Here is a 15538-nt window from a genome sequence, read left to right as displayed (position 1 = left end):
GATGACAGGCCGCCCGGATGGCGGCCTGAAGAAATTTGCGCCGTTCTAGGCTGCGCGGCTTGGGGGATCAACCCTTAATCGTCTGGCGCGCGGGGGGTTGGAAAGCTGACGGGCTGTTCCGACTTTTCCTGCCAGGTCCGGGCCTGCCGCGTGGCCCGGCGCGCGCTCATTGTGTCGGCATCAGGAAGATTTCATTCACGGCACAACGCGGGTCGGACTCGAGGGCGTAGACCGCCGCCCGCGCCACGTCGTCGGGTTGCAGCTTGTCCGGCTTGGGTTCGTCAAAGAACGGCGTATCAACCATGCCCGGCGCGATGATGGTGCAGCGCCCACCGAACTCTTTCATTTCTTCGGAAAGGTTGCCGCCATAGCCGTGCACGAACCACTTGGACGCGCCATAGACCGAGCCCGAGATATGGCGCCGGCCTGCGGCGGACCCGGTCAGCAAAAGATGCCCGGCGCGCTCTTTCAGGTGCGGCATCGCGGCCTTGGCGGTCCACAGAACGCCCAGTATGTTAACGCTCACCATCTGCTCCCACTCCTCGGGATCGCCCGCGTCGGTGCCGGCCGCCGAAAGCCCCATGCCGGCATTGGCGAAAGCAGCATCAAGCCCGCCGGTCTTGGCGACAAAGTCCGCAATCGCGGACTTGATATCCTCCAGCTTCGTGACGTCACCCGGCAGGACGACCGCCTTGTCACCCAACTCGTCGGCCAGCGCCTCAAGCTTGTCCTTGGACCGCGCGAACAGCCCGACATGCCAGCCCTTCGCAACCGCCAGACGGGCCGTGGCCGCGCCGATGCCGCTGGAGGCGCCGGTGATGAAAAGTGCCTTGGTGCTCATGTCTGAACTCTCCTTTGTCAGGTTGCTGACGGAACAACGATCCGCAGCCACTTTGGTTGCATCCCGACCGCTTTTCAATCGTGCCCCCCCGCAGTGCCCCGCGGCCAACACCGCCGACATATGCGGGTAGGGAACGAATGACCCGCCCACGCGTTGCCCTGCCAGACCCAGAAGGAGCCACAATGTCCAAGATCACGACCATCAATCCGGCAACCGGCGAAGACCTGCAATCTTATGATGTCATGACACAGCAACAGGCCACCGACCGGGTGGAAGCCTGCCATGCCGCGTTTCTGGAATGGCGCAAGCTGAGCCATCAGGAACGCGCGCCCTATCTGACGAAGATCGCGCAAAAGCTGCGCGACAATGCCGATGAGCTGGCCGCGCTGATGACGCGCGAGACCGGCAAGCTGCTGAAAGACGGGCAGACCGAGGTCGAAATCTGTGCCGCGATCCTTGATTATACGGCCCAGACCGGCCCCGATGCGCTGGCCGATGAGAAACGCACCCACGGCCCCGAGGCCAAGCGCGGCGTTGTCACCTATCAGCCGATCGGCGTGATCTACTCGATCCAGCCTTGGAATTTCCCGCTGTATCAGCCGATCCGCGTGCTGGCCGCCAACCTGATGGCGGGCAACGGTTGCGTTCTGAAACACGCAAGCATCTGCACCGGGTCGGGCCTGCGCCTGCGCGAGTTGTGCATCGAGGCGGGTCTGCCGAAAGACCTGTTTCAGGTCATCGTGATCGGTCACGACACCAGCGACGCGCTGATCACGCACCCCTTGGTGCGCGGCGTGACGATGACGGGCAGCGATGACGCCGGTCGGCATATCGGGGCCACGGCAGCCAAGGCGCTTAAAAAGACCGTTCTCGAACTGGGATCGAATGACGCCTACCTTGTGCTGGAGGATGCCGACATCGAGACGGCGGTGAAATTCTCGGTCATGGGGAGGTTGTACAACAACGGCCAAACCTGCGTTTCGGCCAAACGCTTCATCGTGACCGACAAGGTCCATGATGCCTTTGTCGAGGCCTATGTCGCGCAAATGCAGAAGATCACCATGGGCGATCCCACCGATGACGATGTGCAGCTTGGCCCGCTGTCCAGCAAGGATCAGTTGGATACGGTCAAAGACCAGGTGGCCGCCAGCGTCGCCAAGGGAGCCAGGATCCTGTGCGGTGGCGAAGCGGCGGATCGTGAGGGTGCCTATTACCCGGCCACGGTGCTGGCCGATCTTGCACCCGGAATGCCGGCCTATGATGACGAGATCTTTGGCCCGGTCGCGTCCATCATCCGCGCCAAGGATGACGAGGACGCCATGCGTCTGGCCAATGAAAGCCGCTATGGCCTTGGTGGCGGGATCTTCTGCAAGGACGAGGAACACGCCCTGAGGCTGGCGCGCGATCATTTCGACACCGGCATGGTCCGCATCAATTCTTTTGGAGCGGCCGATCCCAACATGCCCTTTGGCGGGGTCAAGGACTCCGGTTACGGGCGCGAACACGGCGGGTTCGGCATGAAGGAGTTTGTCAACGTCAAGGCGATTTTTCTGCCCTGACAGGGACTTGAACGTCATACTTCAGAGCTGCCCGCGACCCGGTCGCCCTTTGGGCCTGCATCCTGTGATGGGTGCAGGCCCTTGATGCGCAGCTGATCTCTGCCCTTGACGGCGCGCCCCGTAACGGAAACACACTCGGGCTGATGCGGCGGCACAGAACGCGGGCCGCGTCGCAACACAATCCGCCCTGTGCGTTCCACGTCCACAGCGCCCCCGAGGTCACATCCATGAAATTCCGCTTCCCCATCATCATCATCGACGAAGATTTCCGGTCCGAAAACTCGTCCGGGCTTGGCATCCGTGCGATGGCCGAAGCGATCGAAAAGGAAGGGTTCGAGGTTCTGGGCGTCACCAGCTATGGCGATCTGTCGAAATTCGCGCAGCAGCAGTCGCGCGCCAGCGCCTTTGTGCTGTCCATCGACGACGAGGAATTCAGCCCCGGCCCCGACCTTGACCCGGCGGTCCTGAACCTGCGCAGCTTCATCGAGGAAGTCCGCTGGAAGAACGAGGATGTGCCGATCTATGTCTACGGCGAGACCAAGACCAGCCGCCACCTGCCCAACGACATCCTGCGCGAATTGCACGGCTTCATCCACATGTTCGAGGATACGCCCGAGTTCGTCGCCAAGCACATCATCCGCGAGGCGAAATCCTATCTTGAAGGCATCCAGCCGCCGTTTTTCAAGGCGCTGCTGGATTACGCCGAGGACGGCTCGTATTCTTGGCACTGCCCGGGACATTCCGGCGGTGTCGCGTTCCTCAAAAGTCCGATCGGGCAGATGTATCACCAGTTCTACGGTGAAAACATGCTGCGCGCAGATGTCTGCAACTCGGTCGAGGAGCTGGGGCAGTTGCTGGACCACAACGGTGCCATTGGGGCAAGCGAACGCAACGCGGCGCGCATCTTCAACGCCGATCACTGCTTTTTCGTGACCAACGGCACATCGACCAGCAACAAGATGGTCTGGCACCATACGGTCGCCCCCGATGACGTGGTTGTGGTGGACCGCAACTGCCACAAATCCATCCTGCACAGCATCATCATGACCGGCGCGGTGCCCGTGTTCCTGAAACCCACGCGCAACCATTGGGGCATCATCGGCCCGATCCAGCAAAGCGCCTTCGAGGTCGATGCGATCAAGGCCAAGATCCGCGCCAATCCGCTGCTGGCGGGCGTCGATGCCGACACGGTCAAGCCGCGCATCATGACGCTGACGCAATCGACATACGATGGCGTGTTGTACAACACCGAGACGATCAAGGGCCTGCTCGACGGCTATGTCGACAACCTGAATTTCGACGAGGCGTGGCTGCCGCACGCAGCGTTTCACCCCTTCTACGCCGATTTCCACTCGATGGGGCGCAAGCGCGAGCGGCCCAGGCATTCGGTCACCTATGCCACCCAGTCCATCCACAAGCTGCTGGCCGGGATCAGTCAGGCCAGCCACGTTCTGGTGCAGGACAGCCAGGACACGCCGCTGGACCGGCACCTGTTCAACGAGGCGTATCTGATGCACATCTCGACCAGCCCGCAATACAGCATCATTGCAAGCTGCGATGTGGCGGCGGCGATGATGGAGCCGCCGGGCGGCACCGCGCTGGTCGAGGAAAGCATCGAAGAGGCGCTGGATTTCCGCCGCGCCATGCGCAAGGTGGATGAGGAATACGGAGACGACGACTGGTGGTTCAAGGTCTGGGGCCCGGACGACCTGATCGAAGAGGGGATCGGGCGCACCAAGGACTGGGTCCTGAAGCGTACGGATGCGGATGGTGTGCAGCCCGCCGATGGCGAAGACAGCTGGCACGGCTTTGGCGACATGGCCCCCGGGTTCAACATGCTGGACCCGATCAAGGCAACGATCATCACGCCGGGCCTGAATCTGGATGGCCGGTTCGAAGACACAGGCATCCCCGCCTCGATCGTGACGAAGTACCTTGCCGAACATGGGGTTGTTGTCGAAAAAACAGGGCTTTACAGCTTTTTCATCATGTTCACCATCGGCATCACCAAGGGCCGCTGGAACACGCTGCTGACCGCGTTGCAGCAGTTCAAGGACGATCACGCCAAGAACCAGCCGATGTGGCGCGCGATGCCGGAATTCTGCGCCAAGCATCCGCGCTACGAAAAGATGGGCCTGCGCGATCTGTGCCAGCATGTGCACACGCAATACGCCAAGTATGACGTGGCCATCCTGTCGACCGAGATCTACCTGAGCGACCTGACCCCGGCGATGAAACCCAGCGACGCCTATGCCCATATCGCCCGGCGCACGACCCAGCGCGTCCCGATCGAGCAGCTTGAGGGGCGCATCACCACCAGCCTTGTCACCCCCTATCCGCCGGGCATTCCCCTGCTGATCCCGGGCGAGGTGTTCAACCGCAAGATCGTCGATTACCTCAAGTTCAACCGCGCCTTCGCGCGCGAATGTCCGGGGTTTGAAACCGACATTCACGGGTTGGTGCAGGAGACGGGCGAAGACGGCGAGATCCGGTATTTCGCCGATTGCGTGGCGGAATAGACCATCCGACAATGAATCCCCGCCCCGACGGTTCACACGCAGGGGCGGGACTTTCCAAACTCAAAGCGGTTTTTGCATCAACGCCAGGCCCGCGCCGACCAGCAACAGGCCGGCGGCAGCGACAAGGCTGACACCGATGTTGTCAAAGGAATCCCCGACCAGCCCCGCGCCATAGGGGCCCAGTGTCTGCGCCACGGCAAAGACCACCGTGAACAGGCCGATCGCCCGCCCCCAGCTTTCGGGGGGCAGGTTCTGGCGCGCAAAGCTGGTGACCGCCCCCGGGGCCATGAACACCGACAGGCCGAACACGACCGCCGACACCAACAGTGTGGCGTTGTTGGGCAGCACCACGGGCAGGGCGGACCCGATGGCGATGCAGATCAGGATCAGCGCCAGCGGCACGCCCGAGGCGTGGCGCGACAGGATCGGCCGCCACACCAGCGGCGACACGCAGATGCACAGGCCCAGAATGACCCAGACCAGCGCGACAAACCCCGCACCCGCGGCCTGTTCGGCCATCCATGCCGACAGGAACGTCAGGTAGACGATATAGCCCATGCCGAACCCGGCATATCCCGCCAGCTCCGGCAGGATACGCCGCAGCGGCAGCGGCAGCGGCGTGGGCTGTGCCTGCACCGGCGGGCGCAGTTGGGCCGCCGACCACAGGCCCAGCGGCACGCACAGGGCGCTGGCGATGCCGATCGCGACCCAGCCAAGCGGCCATGCACCCGGGCCATAGGCGTCCAGCATCAAGGGCAGGGCGGCGCCGGCCAGCACGATGCCCAGCCCCCCGCCAGAGCCGAACAGGATCGCGATGGCCAGCGCGTTGCGGCGTGGATCGTCGCGGAACAACCCCGCAGCCAGTGCCCCGGCGGTCGAGAACGACATGGCGCCGAACACGCCCGCCAGTACCCGCCAGACCGTCTGCCACCACAGCGCGGCATTCAGCCCGGTCGCCAGAAGCGCCAGCGTTGTGGCAACCAGCCCGAAGGCGAACAGCCGCGCGGGCGACATGTGCCGGATCAGCACCATGGTCAGAACCGCACCCGCGACATACCCCAGCGCGTTGGCCGTGTTCAGCCATCCGGCCTGCGCGAAGTTCCACCCCATCTCGGACCGCATCGCGGGCAGCAGCAGGCCATAGGCAAAGCGCGCAAACCCGTTGGTCACGGTCAGTCCCAGTGCCAGCCCCGCCAGCACCAGCCAGGGTCGGGCGGGAACGGCAGTCATCTGCGGATGTCCGGAAATTCGGCCAAAGGCTGCATGCGTGTCCTCGCTCTTTCGGACATTCCCCAAGCAGAACGCCAACCGCCACAAGCTGCCAACGACATGCCCTGCATTCAAGTCGATTTTCACCGCGCGGATGCAGCGCACACCCATCCACGCGACGCGGTCGCGACGTTTCAGGGGTACTGTGGTTCATGCCGATCCCGGCACATGACGTGCTGGCCGTCAGACGCCGCCGTCGCGCGCGCGGGTCCAGCGATGGAGCCAGACAGGGCCAGCCGCCGCCCCGGCCCCATCGCGCAAACCCACGCGCAGTTCCACGGGATGGCTGTCTTGCGGCGCCATCAGAAAGGTCAGGCGCATGCCCCTGTCACCCGGCAGCGGAAAAAGCGCGGCACCGCTGATTTCCGCTGCGCCACTGGCTGATATGTCCGGTGTCAGATCGTCGGCGACACCGTCCAGATCGATCACGAAACGCCGGGTCCCCGGGCGGTCATGCTCGCGCCCGCTGCGGCTTTGCACGATTCGCGGCCCCGCGCCGGGACCGGGCGCAGACAGCGTCCAGTCCAGATCGTAGCCAAAGCGATGTTCGCTGCCTGCACGCAAAGGCGTCTCGGGCCGCCAGAAGGCCACGATATTGTCCATGAACTCGGTATCGGTCGGGATCTCGACAAGAACCACCGCCCCCTTGCCCCAATCGCCGTGCGGTCGCACGACGGCCGAGGGCCGGTCGTGATACCGCGCCTCGGTATCCTGAAAATCCTCGTAGGCGCGCGGGGTCTGGTACAGGCCAAAGCTGACCGGCCCGTCATCCACAAAGGCCGAGGTCTGCAACCCGGCGGGATTGGCGATGGGCCGCCACAGATGCTCACCCGGGCCGTTCTCGATAATCAGCACGTCGCTGTCATGGACGCGCGGGCGGAAATCATCCGACACCGCCGCGCGCATCGGCCCCTTCAGGTACATAGACGTCAGCGGTGCCACCCCGATATCCGCGATATCCCGGCGTGGCATCACCGTGACGGTGATGTCCATCCGGCTATCGTCGCCCGGTCGCAGGGTCATGTCGATATGCCCGGCCAGCGAGGGGCTGTCGATCACGCCTTCCATCCGGATCGCATCGCCCTGCGCGGCATGCAGGCGCAGCCGGGTGAAGCGCGGAAACTCCTCGGGCGATGACCCGCCGGTGCCAAGCGCGACGGCCCGCGCCGACAGGCCATAGGCCATCGCCCGCCCGATCGCCCGGAAATAGCTGGCCCCCTGAACGACCATCACCTCGTCCATGACGTCGGGCGCGTTCAACGGATACCGCAGCCGCAGCCCGGAGAACCCCGCGCCCGGGGCCGTGTCCGGGATGGCGTCGAAATACCGCGGCTCGAAGCTGAACAGCGCGGGCGAGAACGGCACCTCGCGAAAGCCGCCCGCTTCATCGGCAAGCTCGATCCGCACAGGGTCGTTGAAAAACAGGCCCGGCGCCAGCAGATCGGCCTGATACCCCTGCCCCACGGGCAGGTCCGCCGCCTGCCCCGAAATCGGGCGGATGCCGCGATAGGCGTCATAATCCAGCCCGGCAAAAGGCACGGGCAAGGGCGCGGCGTTCGGCTGATAGGGGCGTTGCGCCAGATCGCGCGCCAGTTCCAGCAGATCGTCCGGCGCGTCCACAGGATCGGCTGCGGACACCAGCACCGGCGCGCTCGCCAGCGCCGTGGCACCCGCAAGGAAGGCCCGCCGCCTCATGCCGGTTGCGCGTCAAGCGCGCGCACAAGGACCGGAGCAACCAGCAATGGCGCGATCAGCGGTGCCAGCCACAGCGTTGCGCCCCCGCCGTAGACGCTGCTCAGCATCAGGATCGCCACCCCGGCCAAGGCCTCGGGCACGCCGCGCGGCGGGGTCCAGCGGGGCGGGTTCGCCGATTTCCAGCCGCAATCCCGACCGGCCAGCAAGGACAGCACCGATCCTGTCTGCCGCACCATCATCAACGGCGCGACCACGGTCGAAACCGCAAGCTCGCCAATCCACGCCCGAAGCGTCACCAGCCTGCGCCGCAAGGTCCGGTTCCGTGGCAGACGTTCGGCCAGCGCGCAGACCTTTGGCACCAGAAGGACGGCGGCAATCAGCACGAACGGCAGCGCGCCCGTCACCGGAATGCTGCCGACGGCGATCAAGATCACGAGAAGCAGCCAGATCGGCGCGGCAAGATAGCTGACAACCCCGCTGATCAGGTGAAATCGGCTGATCGGGTGCAGGCCGGGCGTGGCCAGCACGAACAGATGTTGCAGGTTGCCCTGACACCAGCGGCGGTCGCGCTTGTGGAACGCCTCCAGCGTCTGGGGCGCGTCCTCGGCGCTGCCGGCAAGGTCGGGGTCCAGTTCGACCGCCCAACCGGCCCTGCGTATCCAAGCGGCCTCGATGAAATCATGGCTCAGCAGCGGGCCGCCAAAGGGCGGACGCCCCGCAAGCCGGGGCAGCACGGCGGCCTCGCGAAAGGCCGCGATCCGCATGATCGCATTGTGGCCCCAGTAATTGCCACTGCGCCCGGCCCAGGCCGCCATCCCGCGACCGAAATTGGACGACATCAGGCGCACCGCGGTCCGCTGATGCCTGCCAAACCGGCTTTGCCCCGGCACCAGCCCCATTCCGGCCTGGATCAGACCTGTGCGCGGGCGCGTTTCGATCTGGCGGATCATGCGGCGGATCCGATTTGCCGACATCCGGCTGTCGGCATCAAGGGTCATCATGTAGTCAAAGCTGTCGCCATGCCGGTCCAGCCAGTCTGCGATGTTGCCGGGCTTGCGCCCCGTGTTCGCGTCGCGCCGCCGGTACTGCACCCTTCCGGCGTCCACGAGATCGCGCAGCGCGCCCTCTTCGCGTGCGACAGCCGTGTCCCCCCAAGTGTCGGACAGCGCAAAGATCACGGTGCGATCGTCCAGCCCGAGGCTGGTCAGAGCCTTGTGCAGATCGCGCAGATAGTGCGCCACCGGCTCGGGATCTTCCTTGCACAGGGTCACAAGGATGGCGGTGCGCCCTGATGGCACCCAGCCCCTTGGTGGCGTGACAGACCCAAGCGGCTGCGCCCCCTGGCCCAGACCGACAAGCGCCGTTGCCGCACCGCCCGAAACCCACGCCGCGTTCACCACGACCAGCGGCACGGCCATCAGCGCAGCCAGTGTCCAATGCACCACCGACCCTGCAAAGGCCGCCGTTATGAGCGCCGTCAGCACCAACGTCAGGCCGACGAACACGGCCCTTGGTCCGGGGGCATCGACCTGGCGGGCGACTGCGACCCCGGCCGCGCGAAAATTCTCTGCGAGTGACATGGCGCTGCGCCAGCTCCTTGCTTTGCTATTGTTCGGAAACGGGTTTTCCGATGAACCCGATAGCTATGGTTTCGCCGCAGCGCGGCAAGAGCCTAGCGACGCCAACGGGCAACCGGCGGCCAAATGCGCGAAAACACGCCATCGCGCAGCACCAAACCATGGTAGAAACCGGCAAGAACATGCGCAAACACCAATGCCGCGATCGCGTAGGCGCCGTAATAGTGCGTGGTCTTTGCAATTTCGGCCAGCGCGTCGGACCGGGGCACAAGGGTCGGCAGTCCCAGCGCATCCAGCATCTCGATCGGGAAGCCGCCTGCCCGGACGCGCAGGTACCCGGCCACCGGCATCGCGATCATCAGCGCATACAACGCCGCGTGGCTGGCATGGGCGATGCGCGCCTGCCAGGCCGGAACGTGGTCGGGCAAAGCGGGCGGCGGATTGCGCCAGCGGACAAGGAGTCGCAGCACGATCAGCAGCAGCAACACCACGCCCACGTTCTTGTGAAAGATGAAAAGCGCGTTCTGCAAAGGCTTGTTCAGGTCCGGCTGGATCATCAGGAAGCCTGCGGGGATCATGCTCAGGATCAGGGCAGCCATCAACCAGTGCAGGACTTTGGCCGCAACGGAATAGGAAATGGTTTGCTGTTGATCCTTCATGAGATGCAGATTTAGCCTTGGTCACCGCCGGTTCAAGCGATACGGCCCGGGCTTGACCTGCGCCCCTTCGCACTAAGCTAAGTCCGATGTCAGTCATTGATCAACACAGCCCTCACAGGCCACGCCGCCTTGCACTCCGCCATCCGGCGGGGCCGATGGCGCGTTTCGGGGCGACGGCGCTGCTGGGCGCAGGCGGGGTGGTCGCGCTGTCGGCGGGGCTGTTGCAGGGCGAACCTTTGCACGTGGCCCTTGCGACCGGGCTGTATCTGGGTGCGACACTGGTGGCAGGTGCCTTCATGCGGCGCAGCTATCCGCATGGGGCGCTTGGGCTTTGCAACATGGTCACGCTGGTGCGGCTTGTGCTGGCGGCGGCGCTGATCGTGCCGGTGCTGGCCGGTGGCAGCGCGCAGTGGTCGATCTTCTGGCTTGCCGCGGCGGCGTTGAGCCTTGACGCCGTGGACGGCTGGTTTGCCCGGCGGCAGCGTCTGACATCCGCATTCGGCGCGCGGTTCGACATGGAAGTGGACGCGGCGCTGGGTCTGATCCTTGCCTGCAACGCCTTTGCGGCGGGCACCGTCGGCCCGCTGGTCCTGTTGCTCGGTCTGCCGCGCTATGGCTTTGGTCTGGCCGGGCTGATCCTGCCGTGGATGACGCGCCCCCTGCCCGACCGCTTCGGGCGCAAGCTTGCCTGCGTGATCCAGATCGGCGCGCTGGTCGGTGTGCAACCGGCGATCCTGCCGCCGACAGTGGCCGAGTGTGCGATCCTGGTCGCCGCCTTGGCGCTGACAGGGTCCTTCGGGCGCGATATCCTCTGGCTTTGGCAGAGGCGGCGTTGACCGCTCTTGTCCCCGGACGCGCGCCGCAGCTGGTGCTGGCGGCGCTTGTTCTGCATCTTGTGCTGGTGCAGCCCAATCATCCCGCCGCCCTGACGTGGCAGGCGCCCCTGCTGTTCGCGCTGGAACTGCCGGTGATCCTGCTGGCGCTTGTTGCGGCCGGGGGCCGTGTCGCCACCGCCCTGCGGCTGGTGACAACCATCAGCCTGACGATACTTTGTGCCCTCAAGACGGCCGATTTCGCAATGTTCACCGCACTGGCGCGCGGGTTCAACCCGGTGGCAGACATGGTTCTGATCGATGCAGGTCTGCGTCTGCTGTCCGGAGCCATCGGCACCGTGCCTGCCACGCTTGCCGCCATCGGTGCCCTGCTGGCAACCGTGGCGATTGCCGCAGCCCTGTGGTGGGCCACCGGAGTCTGGGCCGCCGTGCACCCACCGCGCGGCATTGCGCGGGTGGCAGGCGCCGGAGCCCTCGCGCTGGGCGCGCTGGCCGTGGCCGAGATCGGTCACACGATAGGGCGCTGGTCGCTGCCTGCAACGCCGCCCGGTGCGGCCTTTACCGCGCGGGTCGGGGTCGAGCGGATCGGAATGTTGCGTGCCACGCTGCGCGATCTGCGGGTGTTTCGCGCGGCAGCGACGCAGGATCCCTATGCCGACAGGTCGGGCCTGCTGGACCGGATCGACCGCGATGTGCTGATCGTGTTCGTAGAAAGCTATGGCCGGACCAGCCTGGACACACCGTTCTATGCGCAGCAACACCGTGCCACGCTGGCGCGCGAGACGGCGCGACTGGACGCGCTGGGTCTGTCGATGGCGTCGGGGCTGTTGAGTGCGCCGACGCGGGGCGGACAAAGCTGGCTGTCGCATGCGACCTTTGCCAACGGGCTGTGGGTCAGCGATCAGACACGCTATGGCGCGATGCTGGCGTCAGGGCGCGACACGCTGTTTCACATCGCGGCGCGATCCGGGTTTCACACCGCTGCGGTCATGCCGCAGATCACGCTGGACTGGCCGGAATCCGACGTGATGGGCTTCGACACGATCCTTGCCGCGCGCGATCTGGACTATCGGGGCGCGGCCTTCAACTGGGTGACGATGCCCGATCAGTTCACCTTTGCCGCGATGGACCGGCTGTTGCGCGACGCCACCGACACCCCGGTGTTTGCGCAGATGGCGCTGGGCTCGTCCCACGCGCCCTGGGTGCCCGTGCCCGACCTGGTGGATTGGGGCAGCATTGGCGACGGGCGCATCTTCAACGACATGGCCGCCGCAGGAGACCCGCCCGAAGAGGTCTGGCGCGACCGCGACCGCGTGCGCGCGCAGTATCGCAGTGCCATAGATTACGCGCTGTCCACCGTGCTCGCCTATGCCGCGCTGCATGCCGGCGACCCGCCGCTTATGATCGTGCTGGGTGATCATCAGGCCGCCGATTTCGTGTCCCTGGACGAGCGCGCGCAGGTGCCGGTGCATGTCATCGGCCCGCCCGACCTTGTCGCGCCGGTGTTGCAACTGGGATGGACGCCGGGGCTGATCCCGGACAGCGACATGCCGGTTCTGGGCATGGACCGGATGCGCGACCTGGTGATCGAACTGTTTTCCTCAGGCCTGACACCATCCGAGGCGGATGGGTGATGCGAGTGTCCTCGGGTGTTGTTCGCGCCGGGCAGATCGCCCTGGCCATCGCCCTGATGGCCGCCCTGTGGCAGCTTGCCGGAGGACAGGACGCCGCGCGCGCCCTGGCATCTGCCGATCCCTTGTGGCTGGGCGCGGCGGTGACCGCGCTGACCACGCAGACCGTGCTTTCGGCGCTGCGCTGGCGGCTGACGGCGGCGCAGCTTGGCATTGCCCTGTCCCGGCGCGACGCACTACGTGAGTATTACCTGTCGCAGGCGGTGAACCTGTCGCTGCCGGGGGGCGTGATCGGTGATGCGGGCCGCGCGGTCCGCTCACGCGGGGGGGCCGGGTTGCTGGCGGCGTCACAGGCAGTGGTGCTGGAGCGTCTGGCCGGTCAGGCGGGGCTGTTCGCGGTCACGGTCACGACCTTTGCCGTCACCCTTGCGCGGCCGGGCGGCGTGGACTGGCCCGCGTGGCTGATCGGCCCGGTCGCGCTGTTCGCCCTGGCCGGGCTGTGCCTGCCGGGGGCTGTGTTTCTGCTGACCCGGATGCCCGGCCACCTCGGGCAGGCTGTGGCGGGGTTCGTGCACGCCGCGCGGGTTTCGCTGGTGGCGCGTGGCGTGATCGGGCCGCAGATCGGGCTGAGCCTTGGCACCACGCTGTGCAACCTCGCCGCCTTTGCCTTTTGCGCGCAGGCGGTCGGGCATGGCCTGTCGCCAGTCGCGGTGGCGGCCTTTGTGCCGCTGATCCTGCTGACGATGCTGGTGCCGCTGACGATCAGCGGCTGGGGCCTGCGCGAGGGCGCAGCCGCGGTGTTGTTTCCGCTGGCCGGATCAACCGCAAGCGGCGGTCTGGCCACCAGCGTGGCCTTCGGGTTGATGATGCTGGTCGCGGCCCTGCCCGGCAGCGCGGTCCTGCTGGTCCAGAGGCGCGGGCCGGTCGGGGTGCCCTGATCCGCACGCGCGGGTCACGAACGCACCGCACGCGCGGGCCTGGCATGCAGCGGCTCTCTTGCGGCCAGCGCATCGGCATTGAGCGCGCAATCGAACACCACGTCAGACCCCAGCGAGAACGCCCGCGTTTCGGGCCGGATCGCCTCTGACAGCTTTTCGGTCGGGGATGGCATGGTCAGGCCCTGTGGCCCGCCACCGATCAGCAAAGGTGCTATGGCGACCTGCAGACGGGTCAGCAGCCCGGCCTCGAGAAACCGTGAAATCGTGATCCCGCCGCCTTCGATCATCAAGCTGGACAGGCCGGTGGCATGCAATGCGGTCAGGATCCCGGCCGGGTCCAGCATGCCGTCGCGGTCGCTCAGACGGATGACCTCGACCCCGTCGGGGCGCGGGCGATCCACCGCCTGCACGATGATCCGCCGGGTGCCGTCCCGTGCCAGCAGCGGTGCGTCGTCAGGCAACCGCCCGCGCGGGTCGATCACGATCCGCGCCGGGTTCGGCCCCTCGCACAGGCGCACGGTCAGGCGCGGCGTGTCATGCAGCGCGGTGCGCACGCCGATCACGACACCATCCACCAGCGCCCGCATGCGGTGCAGATGTGCCAGCCCGTCAGGCCCGGACACATCGCGCGCATCGCCCGTCACGGTGGCGATCCGGCCATCCAGCGACTGGCCGATCTGCGCCACGACCATCGGGCCCAGATCGCGCCGCGCCAGCGGGCCATAGAGGTCCAGCGCGCCCGTCTCATCCGCGCTCCAGCGCCCGCAGCAGGTGCATGAGCGCCCCTGCCGCACCGCCAGCAGCCGGTCCCAGACCGTCGGGTTGACGTCAATCATGTGCATGCGTGCCCTCCGTCTCTGACCTGCGCGGCCGGGCAAAGATGTCGCCGTGCCCGATCCGGCATGTCGTTGCTGCCGTCATGGCCGCGCGCCGTGCGCCCCAGTCTGCCGCGTCTGTCGCCCCGGCCTCGGCCGCCGCGTCTGCAATGCCCTGCGTCAGCATCGCCTGAAGCCGGGCCTGATCCGGCCCCAGCACCCACGGGCTGTCGGCCTGCGCCACGTCGAACCCGGCCTGCGTGAACACCTGGGCACTGGTTTCGACCGACCGTGGCCCCAGCGCCGGGCCAAGCCCCTTGTCGCCAAGCTGATGGCGGTTGAAGGCTTGGGTCACCGCAGCATCCTGCGGGTCGTCCGGGGTCCAGCCCATCTGCCCGTCATAGGACAGCGCGGCATAGAACGGCACGGTCAGCCGCGACGCCAGCATATACACCCATGACACCGGCATCAGGTCCAGCAGCGCCGAGGCGGTCACCAGCGTCACACCGTCCAGCGGCAGCTTGTCCAGCTCGGCCAGGTCGCAGCAATACACCTGCGCATGATCGCCCGGCCCGGCGGCAGCCTGATCCAGCAGATCCGCATCGTTGTCCACCAGCCGCCAGCGCGCCCCGTCGGGCAGGTGCGGCGCCAGCGCGCGCACGGTCGATCCGGTGCCGCAGCCAAGATCCAGCACGACCGGTTCAGGCCCTGCCGCCTGCGCGGCGCGCTGCAACAACCCGGCATCGCGCGCCGCGTGGTCGGCGGGTTCGCGCAGGGCCAGCCAATCGGCGGTGAACCCCATCTCAGACCTCGCCTTCGTACCATGCACGGGCGATATGGCTTTCATGCAGCAGGATGCGCAGCTTGCGCACGCGCCCGCCATCGTGCAGCCTACCGTCACCAACCAAGCCCGCCATCCGGTCAAAGATATGACGGCACAGGAATTCCGTGGTCGTGAACTTGCCCGCGAATTCCGGCACCTCGTCCAGATTCTTGTAGCGCAGCGGGGCCAGCACCTCGGTCAGCGCCTCGGTCGCCAGCCCGATATCCACGACCAGCCCGTGATCGTCGATATCCTCGGTGAAAAACGCGGCATCCACGGTAAAGGTCGCCCCGTGCATGCCCTGGGCGGGCCCGAAAACGGGATCGGGCAGCGAATGGCTGATCATGATGTGATCTCGGACTTCGACGGCGAACATCGG

The 15538-nt window shown here is 66.2% G+C and carries 13 protein-coding genes; 5 read left to right on the top strand and 8 right to left on the bottom strand.

What is annotated here, in order from left to right; genetic code table 11:
- Nucleotides 1–166: 166 nt before the first annotated feature.
- Nucleotides 167–841, bottom strand: coding sequence for an SDR family oxidoreductase (locus tag ACFTOW_RS08335; RefSeq protein WP_379914606.1), 675 nt, complete (start codon nt 839–841; stop codon nt 167–169).
- Nucleotides 842–1023: 182 nt separating this feature from the next.
- On the opposite strand from ACFTOW_RS08335, the gene ACFTOW_RS08330 reads away from it, so the two are divergent.
- Nucleotides 1024–2400 (top strand): NAD-dependent succinate-semialdehyde dehydrogenase, encoded by a 1377-nt coding sequence (locus ACFTOW_RS08330; protein ID WP_379914605.1) that lies wholly within the window; start codon nt 1024–1026, stop codon nt 2398–2400.
- A 227-nt stretch (nt 2401–2627) separates the two neighbouring features.
- Nucleotides 2628–4919, top strand: coding sequence for an Orn/Lys/Arg family decarboxylase (locus ACFTOW_RS08325; protein ID WP_379914604.1), 2292 nt, complete (start codon nt 2628–2630; stop codon nt 4917–4919).
- A 60-nt stretch (nt 4920–4979) separates the two neighbouring features.
- Here the strand turns inward: ACFTOW_RS08325 and ACFTOW_RS08320 are convergent, their stop codons facing one another.
- From ACFTOW_RS08320 to ACFTOW_RS08305, 4 genes are all read right to left on the bottom strand, one after another.
- Nucleotides 4980–6149 carry a YbfB/YjiJ family MFS transporter gene (locus tag ACFTOW_RS08320; RefSeq protein ID WP_379914603.1) on the bottom strand — a complete coding sequence of 390 codons (1170 nt, stop codon included), beginning with the start codon at nt 6147–6149 and terminating at the stop codon, nt 4980–4982.
- Between the two features lie 222 nt (nt 6150–6371).
- On the bottom strand, nt 6372–7883 hold the full coding sequence (locus ACFTOW_RS08315) for an OpgD/OpgG family glucan biosynthesis protein (protein WP_379914602.1): 1512 nt from the start codon (nt 7881–7883) through the stop codon (nt 6372–6374).
- Complete coding sequence (gene mdoH / locus ACFTOW_RS08310) at nt 7880–9463, bottom strand: glucans biosynthesis glucosyltransferase MdoH (RefSeq protein WP_379914601.1); 1584 nt, start codon at nt 9461–9463, stop codon at nt 7880–7882. The genes ACFTOW_RS08315 and mdoH overlap by 4 nt, the downstream gene beginning before the upstream one ends.
- A 92-nt stretch (nt 9464–9555) precedes the next feature.
- A complete protein-coding gene (locus tag ACFTOW_RS08305) occupies nt 9556–10119 on the bottom strand; it encodes a cytochrome b (protein ID WP_379914600.1) in 564 nt (187 codons plus the stop codon).
- Nucleotides 10120–10274: 155 nt separating this feature from the next.
- Here ACFTOW_RS08305 and ACFTOW_RS08300 point away from each other — a divergent pair, with 155 nt between their 5' ends.
- Genes ACFTOW_RS08300 through ACFTOW_RS08290 form a run of 3 tightly spaced genes read left to right on the top strand, consistent with a single transcriptional unit; the run spans nt 10275 to nt 13521 of the window.
- Nucleotides 10275–10955 (top strand): CDP-alcohol phosphatidyltransferase family protein, encoded by a 681-nt coding sequence (locus ACFTOW_RS08300; protein WP_379914599.1) that lies wholly within the window; start codon nt 10275–10277, stop codon nt 10953–10955.
- On the top strand, nt 10952–12586 hold the full coding sequence (locus tag ACFTOW_RS08295) for a sulfatase-like hydrolase/transferase (protein WP_379914598.1): 1635 nt from the start codon (nt 10952–10954) through the stop codon (nt 12584–12586). Before ACFTOW_RS08300 ends, ACFTOW_RS08295 begins: the two co-directional genes overlap by 4 nt.
- On the top strand, nt 12586–13521 hold the full coding sequence (locus ACFTOW_RS08290) for a lysylphosphatidylglycerol synthase transmembrane domain-containing protein (protein WP_379914597.1): 936 nt from the start codon (nt 12586–12588) through the stop codon (nt 13519–13521). Before ACFTOW_RS08295 ends, ACFTOW_RS08290 begins: the two co-directional genes overlap by 1 nt.
- A 14-nt stretch (nt 13522–13535) precedes the next feature.
- Here ACFTOW_RS08290 and ACFTOW_RS08285 read toward each other — a convergent pair whose 3' ends face one another.
- Genes ACFTOW_RS08285 through ACFTOW_RS08275 form a run of 3 tightly spaced genes read right to left on the bottom strand, consistent with a single transcriptional unit; the run spans nt 13536 to nt 15535 of the window.
- Entirely contained in the window at nt 13536–14363 is an 828-nt protein-coding gene (locus ACFTOW_RS08285) for a RibD family protein (protein WP_379914596.1), read from the bottom strand.
- Nucleotides 14350–15138: a class I SAM-dependent methyltransferase gene (locus ACFTOW_RS08280; protein WP_379914595.1), complete on the bottom strand. Its 789-nt coding sequence runs from the start codon at nt 15136–15138 to the stop codon at nt 14350–14352. The genes ACFTOW_RS08285 and ACFTOW_RS08280 overlap by 14 nt, the downstream gene beginning before the upstream one ends.
- Nucleotide 15139: 1 nt before the next feature.
- Entirely contained in the window at nt 15140–15535 is a 396-nt protein-coding gene (locus ACFTOW_RS08275) for a 6-pyruvoyl trahydropterin synthase family protein (RefSeq protein ID WP_379914594.1), read from the bottom strand.
- Nucleotides 15536–15538 lie beyond the last annotated feature (3 nt).

Origin of the sequence: Lacimonas salitolerans (assembly GCF_042677865.1) — a bacterium.
Classification (GTDB): domain Bacteria; phylum Pseudomonadota; class Alphaproteobacteria; order Rhodobacterales; family Rhodobacteraceae; genus Lutimaribacter; species Lutimaribacter salitolerans.
This window is presented reverse-complemented; position numbering and strand designations above follow the sequence as displayed.